Source organism: Nocardia sp. NPDC004278, from assembly GCF_053602975.1.
On record NZ_JBSGEQ010000048.1, the window covers coordinates 16,641 to 31,655 of the forward strand.

The 15,015-nt window shown below is 66.5% G+C and carries 11 protein-coding genes; 2 read left to right on the forward strand and 9 right to left on the reverse strand.

What is annotated here, in order from left to right:
- The first annotated feature begins 1 nt into the window (after window position 1).
- Window positions 2-934 carry an EamA family transporter RarD gene (rarD, locus tag ACWEO2_RS39665; RefSeq protein ID WP_452410076.1) on the forward strand — a complete coding sequence of 311 codons (933 nt, stop codon included), beginning with the start codon at window positions 2-4 and terminating at the stop codon, window positions 932-934.
- Between the two features lie 52 nt (window positions 935-986).
- Here rarD and ACWEO2_RS39670 read toward each other — a convergent pair whose 3' ends face one another.
- The 3 genes from ACWEO2_RS39670 to ACWEO2_RS39680 form a co-directional block, all read right to left on the reverse strand.
- Complete coding sequence (locus tag ACWEO2_RS39670; protein ID WP_452410093.1) at window positions 987-4,232, reverse strand: arabinosyltransferase domain-containing protein; 3,246 nt, start codon at window positions 4,230-4,232, stop codon at window positions 987-989.
- Between the two features lie 173 nt (window positions 4,233-4,405).
- On the reverse strand, window positions 4,406-4,909 hold the full coding sequence (locus tag ACWEO2_RS39675) for a hypothetical protein (protein ID WP_452410077.1): 504 nt from the start codon (window positions 4,907-4,909) through the stop codon (window positions 4,406-4,408).
- Between the two features lie 96 nt (window positions 4,910-5,005).
- Window positions 5,006-6,553 carry a DNA polymerase IV gene (locus tag ACWEO2_RS39680; protein ID WP_452410078.1) on the reverse strand — a complete coding sequence of 516 codons (1,548 nt, stop codon included), beginning with the start codon at window positions 6,551-6,553 and terminating at the stop codon, window positions 5,006-5,008.
- A 359-nt stretch (window positions 6,554-6,912) separates the two neighbouring features.
- On the opposite strand from ACWEO2_RS39680, the gene ACWEO2_RS39685 reads away from it, so the two are divergent.
- Entirely contained in the window at window positions 6,913-7,788 is an 876-nt protein-coding gene (locus ACWEO2_RS39685) for a UTP--glucose-1-phosphate uridylyltransferase (protein ID WP_354958015.1), read from the forward strand.
- Window positions 7,789-8,080: 292 nt separating this feature from the next.
- Here the strand turns inward: ACWEO2_RS39685 and ACWEO2_RS39690 are convergent, their stop codons facing one another.
- The 6 genes from ACWEO2_RS39690 to ACWEO2_RS39715 all read right to left on the reverse strand — a co-directional run bounded on the left by ACWEO2_RS39690 (window position 8,081) and on the right by ACWEO2_RS39715 (window position 14,954).
- Entirely contained in the window at window positions 8,081-9,040 is a 960-nt protein-coding gene (locus ACWEO2_RS39690) for a hypothetical protein (protein ID WP_452410079.1), read from the reverse strand.
- A gap of 53 nt (window positions 9,041-9,093) precedes the next feature.
- Window positions 9,094-9,663 (reverse strand): C40 family peptidase, encoded by a 570-nt coding sequence (locus tag ACWEO2_RS39695; protein WP_452410080.1) that lies wholly within the window; start codon window positions 9,661-9,663, stop codon window positions 9,094-9,096.
- Between the two features lie 306 nt (window positions 9,664-9,969).
- Window positions 9,970-13,134, reverse strand: a complete 3,165-nt coding sequence (ileS, locus tag ACWEO2_RS39700; protein WP_452410081.1) for an isoleucine--tRNA ligase — start codon at window positions 13,132-13,134, stop codon at window positions 9,970-9,972.
- A gap of 295 nt (window positions 13,135-13,429) precedes the next feature.
- Window positions 13,430-13,630: a hypothetical protein gene (locus tag ACWEO2_RS39705; RefSeq protein ID WP_433679515.1), complete on the reverse strand. Its 201-nt coding sequence runs from the start codon at window positions 13,628-13,630 to the stop codon at window positions 13,430-13,432.
- An 89-nt stretch (window positions 13,631-13,719) separates the two neighbouring features.
- On the reverse strand, window positions 13,720-14,583 hold the full coding sequence (gene wag31, locus ACWEO2_RS39710) for a DivIVA-like cell division protein Wag31 (protein ID WP_452410082.1): 864 nt from the start codon (window positions 14,581-14,583) through the stop codon (window positions 13,720-13,722).
- Between the two features lie 80 nt (window positions 14,584-14,663).
- On the reverse strand, window positions 14,664-14,954 hold the full coding sequence (locus tag ACWEO2_RS39715; protein WP_452410083.1) for a YggT family protein: 291 nt from the start codon (window positions 14,952-14,954) through the stop codon (window positions 14,664-14,666).
- Window positions 14,955-15,015 lie beyond the last annotated feature (61 nt).

Below are 15,015 nucleotides of genomic sequence, written 5' to 3' on the forward strand. Positions count from 1 at the left end.
GATGCAGCGAAGCGGAACAGTCCCCGGCGCAGTGTTCGGTACCGGCGCCTTTTTGATATGGGGCATGTTCCCCGCATACTTCGGGCTACTGGCCTTCGCCAACCCGGCCGAGGTGGTGGCGCAGCGAATCCTGTGGACCGTGGTACTGGTGCTGGTCGTGCTCGCGGTGACCGGCCAGCTGGGTGGGCTGCGTCGAATCGGCGCGCGGACCTGGCGGATGGCCGCGGTGGCCATCGCCGCGCTGTCGATCAACTGGGGCGTGTATGTCTACGGCGTCACCTCCGGACATGTGGTGGAGTGCGCGCTCGGCTATTTCATCAATCCACTGGTGACGGTGGCATTCGGTGTGCTGATCTTCCGTGAGCGCCTGGCCAGGGCGCAGTGGGCGGCGCTCGGACTCGGTGCGCTGGCGGTCGCGGTGCTCACCGTCGACTACGGCAGGCCGCCGCTCATCGCGCTGGCACTGGCCTGCTCATTCGCCACCTATGGGCTGGTGAAAAAGGTGATGCCGCTGGACGCGCTGCACGGCATCGCTGCCGAGGGGTTGGTGGCCGCGCCGTTCGCATTGGCCTTCGTGATCGTGTTCGCGGTGACCGGTCGCAGTGAATTCGCCAGCGGCATAGGGCATTCCGGATTGATGATCTCGACCGGTCCGGTCACCCTGTTGCCATTGCTGCTGTTCGCCGTTGCCGCTCAACGGGTTCCGCTCTCGACCATGGGACTGCTGCAATACCTCACTCCGGCGCTCCAGATGGCCTGGGGCGTGGCCGTCGCGCATGAGTCCATGCCCGCGTCGCGGTGGGCCGGATTCGCGCTCATCTGGGCGGCACTGGCGATCTTCACCGCCGATGCGCTGGTGCGCGGGCGGCGGCGCGGGCGGCCGGGCGCCGGGGCCGCCGAACCCGAACCGTCGACTTTCGCAGATCGCGACTGACCGGCTATTCCCAGTCCTGGTTTCGTGGTGCCGACAGGTTCAGCGGCGCTGGTCAGTAGGCGGTGTTGATGTGACCGGGGGTCCACAGCCCGGAGTGATCCTGCTGGGTGATCTCGGGTTCGGCGGTATCGGCCTTGGGGTCGATGCGGGTCAGCTGTTGCAGTTCGCCCCAATCCCGCCGCCAGTCCTGGTCGAGATAGGTGGCGAGGGTGCGTGGACGCAGCAGCATATTGGACCAGCCGAGCGGCCCGCCGCCGTCATGGCTCTGCCATAGCGTGGTGATCTCGGCGCCGGGACGGTCCGGGAGGATGCGGTAGGCAGGGACTTCGGCGATATTGTCGCGGTGGTCGTAGGGGCGCTGGTTGGGGAATTGCAGGCCGACCATCCAGTCGGTGAGGACCGGGACCTGCGAGCCGACAACCTCGTTCAGCGTTGTGGTCTGCGGAACGCGGGGCGGGGTGACGGCCAGCCACTGCTTGGGGTTGCGGTCGCGGTCGATCGCGACAATGCGGATAACGTCTGCGCCAGTGGGGATTTCGGTGAACGGAACGCGCAGATTGCGCCAGGATGGCGCTGGTCCGATATCGATCGGGGTGACCTTGCCCATCGGCTGCGCAGTGGTCGCGGAATCGGTTGCGCCGTATTCGATTTCGAGGGTCTGCCCCGGCGTGACGATGCCGTCGGCATCGACCGACCTGATCCGGCCCGCCGCGGTCAGCGCGATAATGCCGGTGCGGTCGCCGGGGTCGGGAAGCCGGTACCAGCCGGTGGTCAGGTCGGCGGGGCCCAAGTCACCGGAGCCGTAGCTGCCCAGCACCGGCGTGGTCGCCGGATTCAGTCCGAAAGGCAGTGCGGGAGAGGCGGTTCCAGCGGTGTTCTCCGAGGCCGACTTGCTGCTCAGCGCATCGGCGATACTGCCGGTCGGACTCGAATCGTCATCGGGACGCAGATCGGCCGCAACGCCCGCACCGGTGAATCCGGTCCCGGTGCCCGATAGCGTGCTCACCACGTCGCCGGTCAGCGGCTCCAACATGCCCGCATTGGGATCGGATTCGACCAGTACGTGTCCGGCCAAACCGGCCGTCTTCCCGGTCAGCGCCTCGATATTCGAGCGCGCCAGCGAGAAGGCCGGACCCTGGGCCACGGCCGCCTTGGCGAAGGAGCCGACATCCCAGACCACGAGCAGCGCCAGCGCGATGGTCAGCGGCGGCAGCACCGACACCCGCCACGCGAATCGCGAAACCTTGTGCGGCGTACCAGGTTCCGGTGCGTGCACATGCCACCATGCGGCCACCGCGAGCAATGCGGCGGTGGCGAGCAGGAACAGCTTGTTCAGCTCCAGCCCGGCGATCACCGGCGGCTTATCCCACCACGGAATTCCGTAGGACGAGACATACCACCACTTATTGGGACCGGAGAACACCAGCGCGAGCAGGAACGCGACCGCCGCGGCGAATAGGGCGCGGTAGCGCGGCGCGCGCAGCACCCGCGGTGCGACCGCCATGGCGGTCACCATCGCAACGGCTCCGGCCACCCCCGCGTAGACACCGAAGTGATGGGTCCACTTGGTGGGCGTGACCATGATCAGCAGCAGCGCGCCGACGGTGACACCGAGAATGCGCCGGGTCGGGCCAGCGGCGGTCAGCGGGATGCGACCGCCCTTGCGCAGCAACACGAGTACGCATGCGATGAGCCCGGCGAACATCGCGAGCACGCCGATCCGGCGGCCGACGGAGCCGTCGGTCTCACCCTGGAACAGGTACTGGTAGCGCAGATAGTCGTTGAACCACTCGACATCCGGGCCGACGATGTGATGGATGCGCTTCATCTCGAACATCGCCGCCAGCGGCTGATCGGCGAACATGATCGCCAGCGCGACCGCACCGGCGGCGAGCAGCGGTGCGAGCAGCATCGCGTAACCGAGTACGCGCGCCGAACCCCGAGTGTCGATGCGGGCCATGATGATTCGGGCGACCGGCCGCAATCCGGCCAGCAGCGCCGCGATACAGATGACGCCGGAGGGCCCCGCGGTACAGGCGAAGGCCGCGACCAGGATCGCGAATCCGGCGGGCAGCAACCGCCGGGTCGCGATGGCGCGCTCGACCAGACACCAGGTGAGCAGAAGTCCCAGCGCCACCGGCGGTTCCGGACGCAGTCCGTTGTCATAGGCCAGCCAGATGGTGAGGAAGCCCAGCGCACCGGTCCACATCGCGACGCGGTTGCGCCGCACCGCGACGCCGAGTCGCGGCGCCACCTCGCGGCTGAGCAGCAGCCACATCAGCACACCGCAGCACAGCGCGGGCAGCCGCACCCACGGGCTGGCGGTGCTGATCTGCGTCATGATCCGGATCAGGTCGTAATACGGTGTGCCGACCGGATTTTCGGGCACCCCGAAGTAGGCGAAGTAGTTGGCCATATAGCCCGCGACGCCCGAGGCGCGCGCCATACCGAACTGGTAGCCGTCATCGGAGGTCGTCGACCCGATGAAGTACCAGACCAGCATGGTGCCGAGCACCACGGCGTCGAGCAGCGAGAAGGTCCACCAGCGCTGCGGCAGGAAGCGGCGCACCCGTCGACCATCGCGCCGATCGAGTCGGTACAGCGCAACCAGCGAAACAATCGTGCACAGCACCGCCAGCCAGATCGCCGCGCGCTTGAGCGGCGTGGGCGTGGACGAGAATCGGGTGTCGAGTTCAGCGCTGACGTGCGCACCGTCGGCCGCGGCCAGATCACTGAAGATGCCGACCATCTGCGGCCGATAGTCGCCATTGAGCACTGCCGGGAACCCGGGCGTCTCGAATCCGACCAAAGTGGCTGTGGCCGTGGTGTTGTCGGCATGCACGGTGAGTTCACAGCCCGGAACCAACTCGGCCACCGGCAGACTGAGCAATGCCTGGTTGCGCAGCACCACATCCAGCCGCGCCGGGGCATCCGCCGCGGCCTGTACACGCGCGACGAATCCGTATCGCTCGAGATCCGGTGCGCCATTGGGTCCGGTCGCCACCAGCGTGCCGCCCTTGGCGCTGAGCTGGTTGATCGCCGTACACGGCAGGGTCGCGTCGAAAGTCAGTGGCGCATAGGAGATCAGCGGCGCCTCGATACTGCGCGCGGAACCGGACTGCGGCCAGCTCAGCGTCGCCGCGTCCACGCGCACCGGCAGCAGCGGCACTGCCACCGCGAACAATGCGCCCAACAGGCCTGCGATCAGCGCGATCGGCCCGGTCCAGCCCCCACGTCTGTTCGATTGCGCCGTCCCGGGTTCGGATTCCTCGACGGACGGCTGCCCCGCCCACACCATCGTGTCAGCCACGGGGCCTGATCCTAACGGTAACTATTCCAAACGAAAGTTCTTGCTGGTGTACAGCATTGATTCTCAGCATGCGCACAGCCGCGGCCGACGCCGGGGTGCTGCCCGGGGTCAGCCGCGAGCATGGCTGGTCGTTTCGAGCGACCTGCACGCAGTAGCTACGGCTAGCTGCAGGCCGCCGACTGCTGGCCGAGGTTGGTCAGCATGGCGCAGGCCCACGCCTTCTGGATCTTCCACTTGCCGTCCTCGGCGACGAACGGCACGTCGACGACGTTCTCCTGGCCGTTGAGCACGACCTTGGCCTTGGCGTTGACGCTATCGCCGAAGCTGGTCACGTCGGTGACCGCCACCGTGATGTTGGCGCTCTTGGCGGCCTCGGCCAGGCGGTTCGGCAGTTCCGGGTCGGCCTGCGCGCCCTGCACGCCGTCCAGCTTCTCCGAATTCGGCACCGACGGATCGAGTGCGCGCTGCAGTTGGGTGTTCAGCTCCGCGGCGGAGGGGACCGGCGGCAGGTTGGTGTTCGCGCTCGCGCTGGCCGAGGCCTTGACACTGGTGCTCGTCTTCGCGGCCGGCTTGCTGTCCTTGTCATCGCTGCAGGCGGTCATTCCGAGTGCGGCGACAACGGCCAGAGCGGCGATGGCGATGCGTCCAGTCTTACGAAGCTTCAACTGCTCGTCCTTTGCGTTCGAGTAGGTACATGTCGTTCCACCAACGGCAGCCGTCACCCGGACCGGCGACGCTGCACGACTGACCCAGGCTACCTGTCAGCGGAGACTGCCGAGCGGATCCGCCCGGGACAGACTGATGTCGTCGGCGGCAAAGGTACGCGCCGGACCGGGCCCTGTCGAACTGGTCTCGAACCGAACGGTGACCACACCGAGTCCGGCGCCCTGCACCCACCCATGCCCGAATTCGGGATGGGTGACATCGAGTCCTGGATACCACAGCGTCGCCTCCCGCGTTGACGAATCGCCCTGAGCTGCACCGACGCTCGACTGCGCGGCCACAGAAACCTGCTGCGCCGACGCCGCCCCGAATGCGGTCTCGGCGTGCTCCGTCCCGACGCCCGCCCGCCCAACCGGCGATCCTGTATCGAGCGCCACTACGACGGCCGATGGGCCGCGTTCGGCCTCGGACGATCCGCCCCAGCGATCGGAGTGCGCGGCATCGCCTTCCCAGACGCCAGCATCCGCCATCGGCGCCTGATCCAGCTCCGGGAACAGCGACTCCTGCCGCACGGTCGACAGCCCGCCATAGCCAACACCGACCAGCCGAATCGGCCCGAGCTCGGCCGGATCGATGGCCGAACGCTGCGCCGCCGTGGTCAGCGTTGCCAGCTCGGTCGTCGCGTACGGCAGGGTGAACGACCTGGTCACAATGCTCATATCGGATTTCTTCAGCTTCAGCACCACGGTGCGCGCGGCCCGTCCGTCCTTTTCCAGGCGACGGTGCGCGGCCGCCGCCATCGCCTCGATGGCCGGGCGCAGCTGGGCCATCGTGACGATATCGGTCTCATAGGTGTTCTCGGCGCTGATCTGCTTGGCCTCGGCACGCTCGGCGACCGGGCGGTCATCGATGCCGCGGGCCAGCCGGTGCAGCGCCGCGCCGATGCTGCCGCCCAGGATCGAGACCGCCTCGGATTCCGGCAGAGCGGCGAATGCGCCCACCGTCTCGATGCCGAGGGAGCGCAACCGGCTGTCGGCCACCGGCCCGATCCCCCACAGTTTGCGTACCGGCAGGCCGGCGAGCAGCTGCTGCTGCTCACCCGGCGAAACCACCCGCACCCCATCGGGTTTGGCCATTCCGGACGCGATTTTGGCGAGCTGCTTGCCGGTCCCGGCACCCACCGAGGCGACCAGCCCGGTCCGCTCGCGCACCAGCGCGCGCAGCTCCTCACAGAATTCGCGCACCCGTTCGACACTCGTCCCCGCCAATTCGGCGGGTTCGCCGAACGCCTCGTCGAACGACAGCGTCTCCAGCACGGGAATGCGGCTGCGCAGCGCGTCGAAAACCTGTGCGCTCACCACGCTGTAGACCGCGCCACGCGGCGGCACCACCACCGCCGTCACCCCGACCAGCCGCCGCGCCTGATGCATCGGCATCGCCGAGCGCGCACCGAATACCCGCGCCTCATAGCTGGCCCCCGCGACCACACCGCGCCCGCCGGTACCACCGACCAGCACCGGGCGGCCACGCAGCGTCGGCCGAGTCAGCTGCTCGACCGAGGCGAAGAAGGCATCCATATCGATGTGCAGCACCCACCGCCGGGCCGTATGCAAGGCCGCGGCCCGCACGGTGTTATCAGTGCTCACGCACGGAAATGTACGCCGCCCCACCGACAGGTCGGCCCACCAACGCCAGCCGCGGCGACCGGCCGACGGTGCCGCGCCTCGAATCGCGTGCCGCGCCCGGATCCACCGGTGAACTCGTGCGCGGCGCACCCAACCTATGTGCACGGGCGGGCAACCTGGGCGCCAGGTATGCGTCCGCCGCGTAATTACTGCGAAATTGCTGCTGACCTCGACGGCGGGGCGGCCGGGCGAGCGCGGCCCTCAGCGCTGCCCGACAGGCCGTGACCTGGCACGATTCCAATGTGTTGCCACCTGGGCCGCTACAGCCGAAGCCTGGGGATCGGCCGTTCGGAGCCCGCCTGGTATGTGATGATCGGATCATGAAGATCCGCAAGGCCGTGATCCCGGCCGCCGGAATCGGCTCGCGCCTGCTGCCGCTGACCAAGGCCATCCCCAAGGAGATGCTGCCGGTCGGCGATAAGCCGGTCATCGAGCACACCGTCCGCGAGCTGGTCGCATCCGGAATCACCGATATCACGATCGTGGTCAGCGGCGGAAAGTCCTTGATCCAGGACCACTTCCGCCCGAATCCGGCGCTGGTCGCCCAACTGCGGGCCGACGGCAAGGACGCATACGCCGACGCAGTCGAAGAGGTCGGCGAACTGTCCAGGCTCGGTCACATCACCTACCTGGACCAGCACGGTCCCTACGGCAACGGCACCCCCGTGCTCAACGCCGCCCGCAATCTCGGCGACGAGCCGATGCTGGTGCTGTGGCCCGACGACGTCTTCGTCGCCCGGGTACCGCGGGCGCAGCAGCTGATCGACGCCTACGAGGCGACGGGCGCCCCGGTGCTCGCACTGATGCCGATGGATCCGTCCGAATCCCAGCGCTACGGTGTCCCGGTCGTCGCCGACGACCACGGCAACGGCTTGCTGCGCATCACCGGTCTGCGGGAGAAGCCGAAGCCCGAGGACGCCCCCTCGAACTTCGCCGCGATCGGCGGCTATGTCGTCACCCCCGGCATCATCTCCGAGCTGCGCAGACAGACCGAGCAGTGGTACGAACACCGCACCGGCGAGGTCTACCTCACCGATGCGATCAATGTGCACGCCGCCGACAGCCCGGTCTTCGGGCAGGTCATCCAGGGCCGCTGGTACGACACCGGTAACCCGGCCGACTACCTGGTCGCCCAATTCGCCTCGGCCCTGGCCCATCCGCAGTACGGGCCGCTGCTGCGCCAGCTCGTCGACTGAACCGGACCGCTTCGATCGAGCGCCGCTTCGGTCGGACGCCGCTTCTATCGGACGCCGCTTCGATCGGACGCCGGTTCGGTCGGACGCCGGTTCGATCGGACGCCGCTTCAATCGGACGCGGTTCGGTCGGACGCAGGTTCGGTCGGACGCCGCTTCGATCGAGCGCCGCTTCTATCGGACGCCGCTTCAATCGGACACGGGTTCAATCGGACGCCGCTTCAATCGGACGCCGCTTCAATCGGACACCGCTTCAATCGGACACCGGTTCGATCGGACGCCGCTTCAATCGTGCTCAGGGCAGCGCGACGATGGCGACCTTATCGTCGGCCACCGCGGGCACGATCAGGTTCTTCCCGGCCCCATCCAGGGCGAAATCGGCCGGTCCGTGCAGATCCTGGGGCAACTTGACGGTCGCGACCTCGGTGCCATCGGTGTGATAGATCTTGATCGTGCCGGGCACCGGCTTATCGGCGGACACCCAGTCCGATACCGCGAGATCGCCGTTGGGCAGCAGTGCGATGCCATCGAATACGCCGTGCACCGTACCGACCTTGCCCACGGCGGCCGGAGCGTGCTCGATACCGAACTTGTACAGATCGCCGCCCTCGAAGTGCGCGCCGAGTCCGGCGACATAGGCGGTCTTGGTCGACTTGTCGAGCGCGATGCCGTTGGCGCCCGGAATCGACGTGGTCAGCGTGCCGAACTTCTTGCTCTCGATATCGAGCTTGTACACCGCACCGCGCACCGTATCGGTGACCAGCAGGGTCTTATCGTCGAGCACCGCAATGTCATCGAGCAGCGCCGCGGCATCGCCGCCGAGCGGTGCCTCGAAGACCTGTCCCAGCGTGTCGACGTCATAGCCGACGACGCGATCGATATCGGCGACGAACACCTTGTTGTCCGCGTAGACCATCCCCTTGGGCGCGTTCAGCGGCGGATCCCCGGCACGCGGAATCGCCTTGCGCTCGACTACCTTTCCGGTCGAGTCCAGCCGCGAGAGGAAGCCGTCGCCGTCCTTGGTCATCGGCTCCTGCGTCGCACCGATATTCGATACGAACCACTTGTCCCCGGCGACCACTACACTCTCCGGCTTCGAAAAGCCGTCCAGCACACCGGGCGCCGAGGCCGCCGCGTCCTTCTTATCGTCGCCGCAGCCGGATACCGCCACGACGAGCAGTAGCGCCCCGGCGACGGCACCCGCCGCCCGCACTGCCGATCCTCTACGCACACCGATCGCCATCTCGTTCCCCATCGTTTCCGTCTCCGCGCAACCGCGCTGCTCGGTGGAAACGTAGCCGATTGGGCTCAGAAACGACGGATCGTGTAGATGTGGAAGTCGGCGAGCGGATGCAGGCCGACCGGGATCCCCCAATCGTGGGCGTCGAGGATCTGGCCGCGCCCCGCGTAGATGCCGACGTGGGACGCGTCCTCGTTCAGGATGACGACATCACCCATCGACAGCGCTGACAACGGGACCGCGGCGCCAACCCTGGCCTGTTGCCAGGTGGTGCGCGGCAGCCGCACTCCCACCTGCGCGAACGACCACTGCACCAGACCCGAACAGTCCCACGCGAATGGTCCGGTGCCGCCCCATTGATAGGGCTTGCCGATCTGGGTGTACGCGGCGGCCAAGGCGCCGAGTCCGGCAACACTCGGCAGCGGTAGTGCCGCGGAGCCGCTGGAACTGCCGGACGCCGAGCCCGAGCCACCCGAACCGGTGCCACCCGAACCGGTGCCGCTCGAACCGGCGCCGCCCGAACCGGAGGCGCTGCCGGTATCGCCGTGCACCGGCCCGGCCAGGGCCAGCGCGATGACGGTCGATACCAGAAAACCAATGGCTATCCGGCGCAACGCCTTTCTGGATTCGCTGATCATGTGTGCTCGCCCCTTCCGTCGACCCGGCTACCGCGCGGTACCGACCTCGACATCGGGGGTGGGAACCGCACATCACAGCACCTGCTCCCAGCACGTATCCACGTGCGGCGCAAGGTATTTCAGGTAGAGCAGTTCAAGCACGAACGTTTACTGCCGTCACAGTAGTGAGCCTGCGCATCAGCAGCAACATGCCCGATTGTGCCGGGCATTGTGCAACCACGACAGCGAATTAGCTATTTCTCAGCATGTGATCTATCTCACATGATTCGAGGCGAGGCCAATGGCCTCGCCCCGAACTCCGCCGCGTCAGACCCTGGCGATCGACACCCGCACGCCACCGACGATATCGGCGGCATCCGCGCCCGGATCACCGAAACTCAGCTCGGTGGCGAGGATTTCACCCGCGATGAGATCCCGGTGCACCTGCGCCCACGCCTGCTTGTCATCGGGTACCGCGAGCACCACCGTGATGCGGTCGGAAACGTCGAGCCCCAGCGACTTTCGCGTCTCCTGCAGATCGCGGATCACATCGCGGGCCCAGCCCTCGGCCTCGAGTTCCTCGGTCACCTGCGAATCGAGGACGACCAGACCGGCATTGCCGGGCAGCGCCGCCGTGGATTCGGGTTCGGCCGCGACCAAGCGCTGGGTGTACTCCTCGGGCAGCAGCTCGATGCCCGCCGCGGTGACCACACCGTCGGCGTTCTCGGACCATTCGCCCGCCTTCACCGCCTTGATCACCGTCTGCACATCCTTGCCCAGGCGCGGGCCGGCGGCACGGGCGTTCACGACCAGTTCGAAGCGGCCGTGCACGGCAACATCGGTGGTCAGGTCGACCTTCTTGACGTTCACCTCGTCGGCGATGATGTCGGCAAAGGGCCGCATCCGCTCGGCGTCGGGCGCAGCAATGGTGACCTCGGCCAGCGGCAGGCGCACCCGCAGGTTCTGTGCCTTGCGCAGACTCAGCACCGTCGAGCAGACCACCCGGACCTCGTCCATCGCAGCCACCAGATCCGAATCCTCCGGCAGCTCGCCCTCCTTGGGCCAATCGGCCAGGTGCACCGACCGCTCGCCGGTGAGCCCGCGCCAGATCACCTCGGAGATCAGCGGCAGCAGCGGCGCAGCCAGCCGGGTGACGACCTCGAGCACCGTATGCAGCGTGTCGACCGCATCCCGGTCCTCTTCCCAGAAGCGCGAACGCGACCGGCGCACATACCAATTGGTCAGCGCGTCGGCGAACGAGCGCAACTCCTCACAGGCACCGGCGATGTCGTAGACGTCGAGCGCTTCGGTCATCGCATCCCGGGTCGCGGCGAGTTTGGCCAGGATGTAGCGGTCCAGCACATGCGGCGAATCCGTGCGCCACACGCCGGGTTTCGAGGCGTAGAGCTGCAGGAAGGTCCATGCGTTCCACAGCGGGCGCAGCGCGTGGCCGACCCCCTCGCGAATACCGCGCTCGGTGACGATGAGATTGCCGCCGCGCAGGATCGGCGAACTCATCAGGAACCAGCGCATCGCATCGGAGCCGTCCCGGTTGAACACCTCGTTCACATCCGGGTAGTTGCCCTTGGACTTGCTCATCTTCAGCCCATCGTCACCGAGCACGATGCCGTGCGCGGCAACGGTTTTGAAGGCCGGGCTGTCGAACAGCGCGGTCGAGAGCACGTGCAGGGTATAGAACCAGCCGCGGGTCTGCCCGTTGTATTCGACGATGAAGTCGCCGGGGAAGTGGTTGTCGAACCACTCCTTGTTCTCGAACGGGTAGTGCACCTGGGCGTAGGGCATCGAGCCGGACTCGAACCAGCAGTCCAGGACCTCCGGCACCCGGCGCATGGTCGACCGACCCGTCGGATCGTCCGGATTGGGCCTGGTCAGCTCGTCGATCATCGGCCGGTGCAGATCGGTCGGGCGCACGCCGAAGTCGCGCTCCAGCTCATCGAGCGAGCCGTATACGTCGGTGCGCGGATAGGCCGGATCATCGGACACCCACACCGGGATCGGGCTGCCCCAGTAGCGGTTGCGGCTGATATTCCAGTCCCGCGCGCCCTCGAGCCACTTGCCGAACTGACCGTCGCGGATGTGCTCGGGCACCCAGGTGATCTGCTTGTTCAGCTCGACCATCCGGTCGCGGAATTTGGTCACCGCGACGAACCAGGACGGCACCGCCATGTAGATCAGCGGTTGACCGGAACGCCAGCTGTGCGGGTAGGAGTGCTCGATCGTCTCGTGCCGCAGCAGCTTGCCCGCGGCCTTGAGGTCCTTGATGATCACCGGGTTCGCGTCGAAGACCATCATGCCCTCGTACGGCGGCACCATCGAGGTGAACTTGCCGCCCGGATCCAGCGGCTGTACCAGCTCGATGCCGTTGGCCGATGCGACGTCCATATCCTCCTCACCGAAGGCCGGTGCGAGGTGCACGATGCCGGTGCCGGAGTCGGTGGTCACATAATCGGCGGTCAGCACGCGGTGCGCGTTCGGATGACCGACGAAGAAGTCGAACGGCGGGGCATACGACAGATCCGCGAGGGCGGCACCGTCGTACTCGCCGAGCAGCTCGACCGCAGCGGAGTCTGCGGAGCGACCAGCCGATTCAGCGCCGCCGAATTCGCGGGCATAGTGCGATACCCGTTCCGCGGCCAGCAGATAGCGCTTGCCGTCGGCGGCGCGCACATGCGTGTAGCGCACATCCGGATGCACCGCGATCGCCAGGTTCGACGGCAGCGTCCACGGCGTGGTGGTCCAGATCAGCGCGTTGGCGCCGTCGAGGGCGTGCAGCGGATGGTCGGCCGGTACCCGCAGCACCATATCGACGGTGACGGCCGGGTCCTGACGCATCTTGTAAGCGTCGTCGAGGCGGGTTTCCTGATTCGACAGCGGCGTCTGCTCGTACCAGCTGTAGGGCAGCACCCGGAAGCCCTGGTAGATCAGGCCCTTCTCGTGCAGCGACTTGAACGCCCACATCACCGACTCCATGAAGTCGAGATCAAGCGTCTTGTAGTCGTTGTCGAAGTCGACCCAGCGAGCCTGACGCGTCACATAGTCACGCCATTCACCCGTGTAACGCAGCACCGAGGATTTACAGGCCGCATTGAATTCCGCGAGCCCCATCGCATCGATCTGTGATTTGTCCGTTATACCGAGCTGCTTTTCCGCTTCGATTTCCGCGGGCAGTCCGTGACAGTCCCAGCCGAAACGCCGATCGACCCGCTTCCCGCGCATCGTCTGGAAACGTGGAACAAGATCCTTGACATACCCGGTGAGCAGATGTCCGTAATGTGGCAATCCGTTGGCAAACGGCGGCCCGTCGTAGAAGACGAACTCTCCGGCGCCCGAGCGGTTCTCGATGCTGGCGCGGAAGGTGTCGTCGGTGGCCCAGCCGTCGAGCACACGACGCTCCAGGTCCGGGAAGGATGCCCCGCTGCCAACACCCAGATCGACGCGCGGGTATGCGCTGCTGGAAGGTTCGTCCGCCATCGCGGATGCGTCTCCTCGTGCCGCCGCGCCGTGGCGCGTATCTGTCAGCACGGGGACGATGACGACGCCCGTTGCGTCGAAACCGCGGTACCACCCCGCTTGCCCGGGAGCCGCGCACGATCCGCGCAACCACCAGGACCTCTCGTTTTGAGCTGTAACGGGCTCTCCCGTTCGGTTCTACTGGGCGCGCGCGGCGCACCGTTCTTCCGAAGGCTCCCCGGTGATGGCCGGATCGACGCCGCATACATGTTTGATTCTAACCAGTGCGGTCAAACCATTAGGTTGTGGCCACACTTCACCGTTTCGCATGCCGACCGGGTGGCGGCGCGGCGTCGCTGTCGGAACTCCGCATGGAGAGCGCACTCACCAGCAACAGCACAGCGCCAATGACACAGATGAGGATGCAACCCCAGGCCCACAGCACCGACCCGGTGGTCAGCGCGGCCACTAGCAGGGCGAATCCGATCGCGGCAAGGACGAGCGTCAAGACGAGCATGATGACCCCCTAGGCATGCCAGGCGGTTCGGCAGGTAGCTCTAGCTACTCGAACAGCAACTACAGCGGAGATCTCTCTCCAATACGAGATTACTTGCCGCCCTTGGCGAACGACGCGGGAGCGAGATTGTTCGCGGTATTGGCGTCGACGAAGGCCTCGCCGCCATCGACCGGAACAGCCGAGCCACGGTTCTCCAACTCCTCGAGCTGCGACTCCAGGTACGACTTCAGCCGCACGCGGTATTCCCGCTCGAAGGTCTTGAGCTGCTCGATCCGGCTCTCCAGCACGCTGCGCTGCTGGGTGATGGTGGCCATGATCTCGGCGTGCTTGCGCTCGGCGTCGGCCTGCAGCGCGTCGGCCTTCTCTTTTGCCTGCCGTAGCTGGTTGTCCGAGCGGGCCTGCGCATCGGAGAGCATCGCGTCCGACTTCTGGCGGGCATCGGCGATCATCGCTTCCGAACGAGTCCTGGCATCGCCCACCAGACGCTCGGAATTGGCACGCGCATTGGAGAGCAGATTCTCCGCTTCAGTCTTCGCGTCAGTGGTCAGCCGGTCCGCCATCTCCTGGGCGAGGCTGAGCACCTTGGCCGCCTGCAGGTTCGCATCGGCACTCGGCGCATCCTTGGCTACCGGCGCAGCGACAGGCATCGGTGGCGGCGGCGGAGCCTGCTGCACCGGGGGCTTGATGGGCTCGGGCTGCGGCGGCGGCACCTGCTGCACCGGCGATTTCACCGGGTTCGGTTGTACCGGGGGGCGATTCTTCTTGGCGTCGGCCAGTTCCGCATCCAGCTCGGCAACCCGCTGCCGCAGGTCAGCGTTCTCCTCGATAAGGCGCGAGAGCTCCTGCTCCACGAGATCCAGGAACGCGTCTACCTCATCCTCGTTGTAGCCGCGCTTCCCGATCGGCGGTTTGCTGAACGCGACGTTGTGCACATCGGCTGGGGTCAGCGGCATGGAAGGATCCCTTCACGCGTCTTTTGGAGATCTAGCAGATCTAGCAAGCTATCTTCTCGGTTCATTCTGTCACACTGGGGCTACCCGCCGGCGTGGCTGCCCACAAACGTCATCGAGATGAAGACGACGAAAAGCAGGACCATAATCGACAGATCGAGTCGAATTCCTCCCAATGACACCGGTGGTATCAACCGCCTCAGGAGTTTCACCGGCGGGTCGGTGATGGTGAAGATCACCTCGAGGATCACGGCGACGAAGCCACTAGGGCGCCAGTCCCGGGCAAAGCTACGGATGAACTCGACGATCACACGGCTGATCAACAACAGCCAGAAGATGAACAGTACGAAGTACAACACCGCGAACAAGGCCACCGCCTCACTCTGCCCCAAAATCCGCGTCGCGCAAAATGACCACACCGCTGGTGACTGCTCG